General features: G+C 41.8%; 5 protein-coding genes. 3 read left to right on the forward strand and 2 right to left on the reverse strand.

What is annotated here, in order from left to right; genetic code table 11:
• Positions 1-293 precede the first annotated feature (293 nt).
• The gene (locus tag V7K21_RS03785; protein ID WP_335171661.1) at positions 294-1,763 is read right to left on the reverse strand and encodes an energy transducer TonB; all 1,470 of its coding nucleotides are present in this window, start codon (positions 1,761-1,763) and stop codon (positions 294-296) included.
• A gap of 345 nt (positions 1,764-2,108) precedes the next feature.
• Between V7K21_RS03785 and V7K21_RS03790 the strand changes: the two genes are divergently transcribed.
• Together V7K21_RS03790 and V7K21_RS03795 are read left to right on the forward strand one after the other, a co-directional pair.
• Positions 2,109-2,777 (forward strand): MotA/TolQ/ExbB proton channel family protein, encoded by a 669-nt coding sequence (locus tag V7K21_RS03790; protein ID WP_273767532.1) that lies wholly within the window; start codon positions 2,109-2,111, stop codon positions 2,775-2,777.
• Positions 2,764-3,168 carry an ExbD/TolR family protein gene (locus V7K21_RS03795; protein ID WP_335171663.1) on the forward strand — a complete coding sequence of 135 codons (405 nt, stop codon included), beginning with the start codon at positions 2,764-2,766 and terminating at the stop codon, positions 3,166-3,168. The genes V7K21_RS03790 and V7K21_RS03795 overlap by 14 nt, the downstream gene beginning before the upstream one ends.
• Positions 3,169-3,253: 85 nt before the next feature.
• Here V7K21_RS03795 and V7K21_RS03800 read toward each other — a convergent pair whose 3' ends face one another.
• The gene (locus tag V7K21_RS03800) at positions 3,254-4,021 is read right to left on the reverse strand and encodes a thioesterase II family protein (RefSeq protein WP_335171665.1); all 768 of its coding nucleotides are present in this window, start codon (positions 4,019-4,021) and stop codon (positions 3,254-3,256) included.
• 66 nt (positions 4,022-4,087) lie between these two features.
• On the opposite strand from V7K21_RS03800, the gene V7K21_RS03805 reads away from it, so the two are divergent.
• Positions 4,088-5,962: an NACHT domain-containing protein gene (locus V7K21_RS03805; protein ID WP_335171668.1), complete on the forward strand. Its 1,875-nt coding sequence runs from the start codon at positions 4,088-4,090 to the stop codon at positions 5,960-5,962.
• Positions 5,963-6,000: the final 38 nt, after the last annotated feature.

The raw sequence follows: 6,000 nt of genomic DNA on the forward strand, positions 1-6,000 counted from the left end.
AGGCGATTTTCATCGCCCTGATCAGAGAAATAGGGGATGGGGAAGTGAGAAGTACGGGATTATTCACTTCCACTTCCATTGATTGGCAAATTAAGTGATCGCCAGTGTGTCTAATTGCCCATCATAAAATTACCGCACTCCTAACCCCTCTTCCTCATGGTAGAGGGATGATGCTTAAAGTAGCCATTCGGATCTAAAAAACAACCGCCTCCTAAAAACAGGAGGCGGCGATCATCGCTAATCAAAGTATGATTTTTGTAAGTTTTGTCCCTCTACTGGTAGTCTTTGACAGACTACTGCTGACTGGGAGCAGCAGGTTGCGATTGAGGTTGTGGGCGTAAACGGCGCAAAGACTCCCGCAACTTATCCTGACTGGTGTTTTCTGCTCGCCGCCGCCGAGTTGGGGTTGCTTGTGGCTGTTGTGATGAATTGGTAGCCGCTCGTTCACGCTGGATGCTGCGTAGGGAGTCTCTGGCACTTCCTTGAGTGCGATTTATCCTCGCTTCAGATGATGAGCCTGCGGTAATAATTTCTCGTCTTTGAGGTTGCAGGCGTTGACTCAATCGAGATTCTGCTGGTTTTGTGGCTGTAGCTTCATTAGATGAGGGTGTCAACTCTCTGCGCCTACGTCCTGGATGTTCTTGTGTGGAGTTAGCAGCAGCTGCTGCTGCTGCCTGCTGGGTTCTCTCTTCTGCTTCTCTTTGTGTTTGCCGTTCTTGAACTTGGCGCGATCGCCGTGAACCTTTTATGGCAAATTCAGTGGCTATAGATACCCCTTGTCTACCACCTTCTGCGGGTTTTAATTTCCAGTCACGCGCTTGTCTGGCAGTTTCTTCATCTAAATCGCGGTTTCCACTAGAGCGAGCAATCCGCACATTTGTCACATTGCCTTGTGCATCAGTATCAACAGCTACTTCTACTCTGCCTTCAACTCCTCGCCGTCTTGCTGCATCAGGATACTTGGCACTACATTCACGGCAGGCTGCACGACCATTAGCATTACCATTCCCTGAACTATTAATTTGTGGAGGTGTTGGCACTATTGGCGCTGTTGCTACTGTCGGACGATTTCCTACTCCATTGCCAATTCCTGAGCCAATTCCTGAACCTCTACCACTGCCAATTCCTGAGCCAATTCCTGAACCTCTACCACTGCCAATTCCTGAGCCAATTCCTGAGCCAATTCCTGAACCTGTACCTGTACCTGTACTTAAAGCAACGCCAGAGCTAGAGGTACCAGAGTTATCTGTCAAGACTGGACTACCACCGCCACCACCACCGCCGCCACCAATCACAGGAGCAACAGTTTTCACCGGGGCTTCTGGCTTGGGAGCAATTTCCCTATTTGTTGGCTGTGGGTTTTGAGTAGTTTGTTTTGGTTGTTGTTCAACTGGCTGAATTTGAGTAGTTTGTTTTGGTTGTTCTTGAACTGGCTGAATTTTTGGTCTTTCAATCAATTCTTGTACTGGTTTTTCTACTGGTGGAATTTCTCTAGGCTGTTTTTGAACAATTTCTGGTTCTTTTTTGAGTTCTTCTGTAATTTTTTCAAGTGGTTTTTCTGGTTCTGGAGTCGGAGAATCTATGATTGCCACCTCTATTGGTTCATCTTCTCCTGTAGGCACTCTCATCAAATAATTACCTATGCCTGAGGACAGTACGCCGATATGCAGCGCCAGTGAACCTATCAGACTGTAAGTCAGAAAAGACTTGAGAGCCTCAACTTCTTTGGAACGTTGCTCGACAGTAGTGCCGGAAAAACTCATAGCTATTGCTACCTATTCTCACTAATTTAGTCATCTTAGAATGCATGGTTGCAAATATCAAGTAAAAAATTAAAATTATTTCCGGCAGTGTTACGGAACAGCATACTACTCAAAAAAAATATCTTTAGAAATTAATGTTATTATCATGATTTCTAGATAAAATTAATTTTTGTGTTTATTAAAAGAATTTATATAAAAATAAATAAAGAGTAAATAAAAATAATGATAACTATATATTTGAAAAAATTCTGATTATATCTTAAACTCTATTGAGAAAAAGTTTCATTTTTTCGCTTGATTCTGGTAGTCTGATTTTGTATTGTTGATGACGTTTAGAGGCACTACATGGGAATTCAAAATTTATTTGCAGCAGGTGGTGTGGTCATGTTGCCCCTGTTGCTGTTTTCGGTGTTGGCAGGGGCATTAATGATTGAGCGGGCGAAGTTTTGGCTACAAATTGGTAAGCGTCAAAACCGGGTGGTGCGAGAGGTTTTAAATCTTTATCGACTTGATAATGTCGTTAGTGCTGTTGATAAGCTGCAAAAAAATGTAGATTTACCTATAGCACGCATTTTTCTGGCTGGACTACAGCTAGAAAGACCGACTCCAGAAAAATTTCGTTTGGCTTTGAAAAGCGAGGCGCAAGCAGAAATCCCTATACTGAAGCGGTTTCAACCTGTATTTGACACGATTATCGGTTTGGCGCCTCTGTTGGGACTTCTCGGCACAATTTTAGGATTAATTCGCTCATTTGCTGGACTAAATGTTGGTGATGTCGGAGCTACTAAAACTGGTGCAGTCACTGCTGGTATTAGTGAAGCTTTAGTTGCTACCGCCTCAGGATTGATTGTGGCTATCTTTGTGCTTTTAGGAGCCAGCATCTTCCGGGGACTATACCAGCGGCAGATAACAATGATTCAAGAGTACGGTGGACAGCTAGAAATACTGTTCCTCGATCGCTATGAACAACATGATCGCTACGAACAACAGGAGAAGTCCTATGGATCTAGATGAGAATGAACCAGATTTACCACCATTTATAAATGTAGTACCTCTGATTGATGTAATGTTTGCCCTTTTGACATTTTTTATCATGTCAACGCTATTTTTAACACGATCAGAAGGATTACCAGTAAATCTACCGAAGGCAGCCACGGCAAAGGAACAGCAAATTCCCACTAAAGTTACCATCACGGTAGATGAAAAAGGTCAGATAAGCCTAAACCGCGATCCAATAGCAGTTAATGATTTAGCAGGGCGAGTGCGGACTTTAGTTGGTTCTAACCCAGATGCATTGGTGATTATTAATGCTGATAAAAAAGTCTTGCACGGTGAGATAGTGGGGATAATGGATCAAGTCCGTCAGGTGAAGGGAGCAAGGCTAGCGATCGCTACCCAAAGATAAACAGTAAAAATATTGTGCATCAGAAGTTCAGAGAGTCAGGAAAATTCTATATTCTGACTCCTAACTCCTTCTTGTCTAATGACTACTACCAGCTGCGCTGACGCATTTGCAATCCTTGAGATATAAGTTTTAATAATAATTCTTGGTGTGAATGGATAAAAAAGTGATCACCGTTGAACTCATGTAATGAAAAAGCAGCGATAGTCTGTTCTTGCCATGCTTGCATCTCTTCATGACTAACTTCTCGGTCTTGCAAACCACCAAAAACAGTAATAGGACACTCCAGTGGCTGTTTTTGAGTGTAAATATAAGTTTCCAGAACTGCAAAATCTGCCCGTAAAATCGGCAGGAATATCTGCATCAGTTCTGGAGTTTCTAAAACTGCTTTGGGTGTACCGTTAAGAGTGTGTAGCTCGTCTTGCAAATCAGCGTCTGATAGGACGTGAAGAGGTGGTTTTGTCAACGGGATTTGCGGGGCGCGACGAGCAGATATGAAGAGATGAAAGGGAGTAAGACTATACTTTGAGCGAAGTAGATGGGTTAACTCGAAGCTAACTAATCCGCCCATACTGTGACCGAAGAAGGCGAATGGTTTGTTTAAATATGGTATCAGAATTGGAGCGATCACTTCCACAAGAGGTTCTAATCGCGTCAACGGTGCTAACTTAATCTGTCTTCCCCGTCCCGGATATTCTACAGCACAGACTTCGACATTATTAGGTAGATTATTAGGCCAAGTGCGAAAAATCGCTGAGTTCCCACCAGCGTAGGGGAAGCAGAATAAACGCAAGTTGGCTTGAGGATTTGGTTGGGGACAGATAACCCAGGAATTGAAGCTTGGTGTAGTTGTCATAATATAATTTAGAGTTGGATAACGCAATTCAGCTTGAATTATTAAACATATTCACTGAATAATCTTATGACAGGAATGGAACCTTGGGCGATATCAGCCGTTAGCGGTGTCGCCGCTATATTTTTCCAAATCGGTAGTCAGGTTTTAGCAGTATTAGGCAAAACCCTGGATGAAAAAACCAATCAGTTAATTTTTGCTGCATCAAATCAATATCAAAAGAACTACGAAGAACGGCATGGTATTCTCAAAGTATTGGGAATGCGTGAACCTGTAAAGTTGGAATCGGTCTATACAGCAGTACAGTTTTTAGGTGATGATGCTATCCGTAGTTTTGAATCTATTGAGAATTTAGAAGAAGTCTATCGCCAAGCTAAAAGCCGAAGTTTTCAATCTGACGATAGTAAAAAACAAGCAGGAATTAAAGTTGCTAATGATAAGCAATATCTGATGGTACTTGGTGGGCCTGGTGCAGGAAAATCTACATTTTTGCGGAAGATGGGATTAGAAGCGCTCAAAGGTAAAAAAGGAAACTTTAAACACGCCTGCATTCCAGTTTTTATCGAATTGAAAAGGTTTGCATCCAGCAACATCAATATTGAAACGTTTATTACTAAGGAGTTTCGTACTTGCGGCTTTCCATCACCAGATAAATTTACATCTAAAGCTTTAGAAGAAGGTAAATTACTAATTTTGCTGGATGGTTTGGATGAAGTACCAACAAAAAACTTAACCGAGGCAATTAGTCAGATTCAGAATTTTGTTGACAAGTATGATCAAAATCGTTTCATTGCCTCGTGTCGCACGGCAGCTTATCGCAGCAGTTTTCGTCGCTTTAGCGATGTATCAATGGCGGATTTTGACGATACTCAAATTCAGCAATTTATTTCTAACTGGTTTCATTCAGACGCAGACAAGCAGGCAAAGACAGGTGAGAAATGTTGGGAGTTACTGCAAAAACCAGAACATGAAGCTGCAAAAGAATTAGCACACACACCTTTATTGCTGACATTTCTGTGTTTAGTTTATGACCGTTACCAAAGTTTTCCAAATAATCGTAGTGTTCTTTACAAGAAGGCACTGCGGATATTGCTAGAAGAGCGGGCATCAGAAAAGCGAATTCTCAGAGATGAGATTTATCAAGGACTGCATACAGAATTAGAAGAGATATTACTATCAGAGATTGCTTATACAGGTTTTGAGTCTGACAGGCTATTCTTTTCACAGCGCGATATAGTTGGGCAAATTAAAACATTCTTAGCGAGTAATCTAAATGCACCTCAGCATTTAGATGGGGAATCAGTGCTGAATGCCATTGCTGTTCAACAAGGAATTTTGGTAGAACGAGCCGAGGATGTCTTTTCCTTCTCTCACCTGACGCTACAGGAATATTTAACAGCACAATATATTGATGATCATCGCCAAGTTGAGAAGTTAGTTACTGAACACCTGACAGATCAACGCTGGAAAGAAGTGTTTTTGTTAGTAGCTGGGTTAATGCGTGGTGGTGCAGATAATTTGCTGTTGCTAATGGAAAAGGAAGCGCAAAAGTATATTAATAGACCGAAGTTACAAGCTTTATTAAACTGGGCAGAACAGATAACAGCTGGTTCAACAGGAGATTTTAAACCTGTGGGTAAACGTGCAGTTGCGATCGCCAACGCCAACGCCAACGCCAACGCCAACGCCAACGCCAACGCCAACGCCTTAGTTCTAGTTATTAACTACACTGGTGAACTTGAGAAATTAAAAACCTTCAATAACGTTGATTTTAGTATACTGAGCGCTAAATTAAAAGCATTGAAAACTAAAGTTCCTGATGATAAACAGCCACGGGAAGTATTTCGAGCATTTGCTAAACATCTCCAACAAACTTTACTCAATGCTTTTAAGGGACTTCCAAAGAATAAAATCACCAAATCTAATAATGATAATCATTGTTAAGTGAAGAAGAAGCCGCCGACGGCGGCTTCTTCTTCCCT

The organism is Nostoc sp., from assembly GCF_036919595.1.
Classification (GTDB): Bacteria; Cyanobacteriota; Cyanobacteriia; order Cyanobacteriales; family Nostocaceae; genus Nostoc.

Coding starts and splice junctions, on each gene's coding strand:
- V7K21_RS03785 (WP_335171661.1), bottom strand. CDS start 1,763: ATGAGTTTTTCCGGCACTACTGTCGAGCAACGTTCCAAAGAAGTTGAG.
- V7K21_RS03790 (WP_273767532.1), top strand. CDS start 2,109: ATGGGAATTCAAAATTTATTTGCAGCAGGTGGTGTGGTCATGTTGCCC.
- V7K21_RS03795 (WP_335171663.1), top strand. CDS start 2,764: ATGGATCTAGATGAGAATGAACCAGATTTACCACCATTTATAAATGTA.
- V7K21_RS03800 (WP_335171665.1), bottom strand. CDS start 4,021: ATGACAACTACACCAAGCTTCAATTCCTGGGTTATCTGTCCCCAACCA.
- V7K21_RS03805 (WP_335171668.1), top strand. CDS start 4,088: ATGACAGGAATGGAACCTTGGGCGATATCAGCCGTTAGCGGTGTCGCC.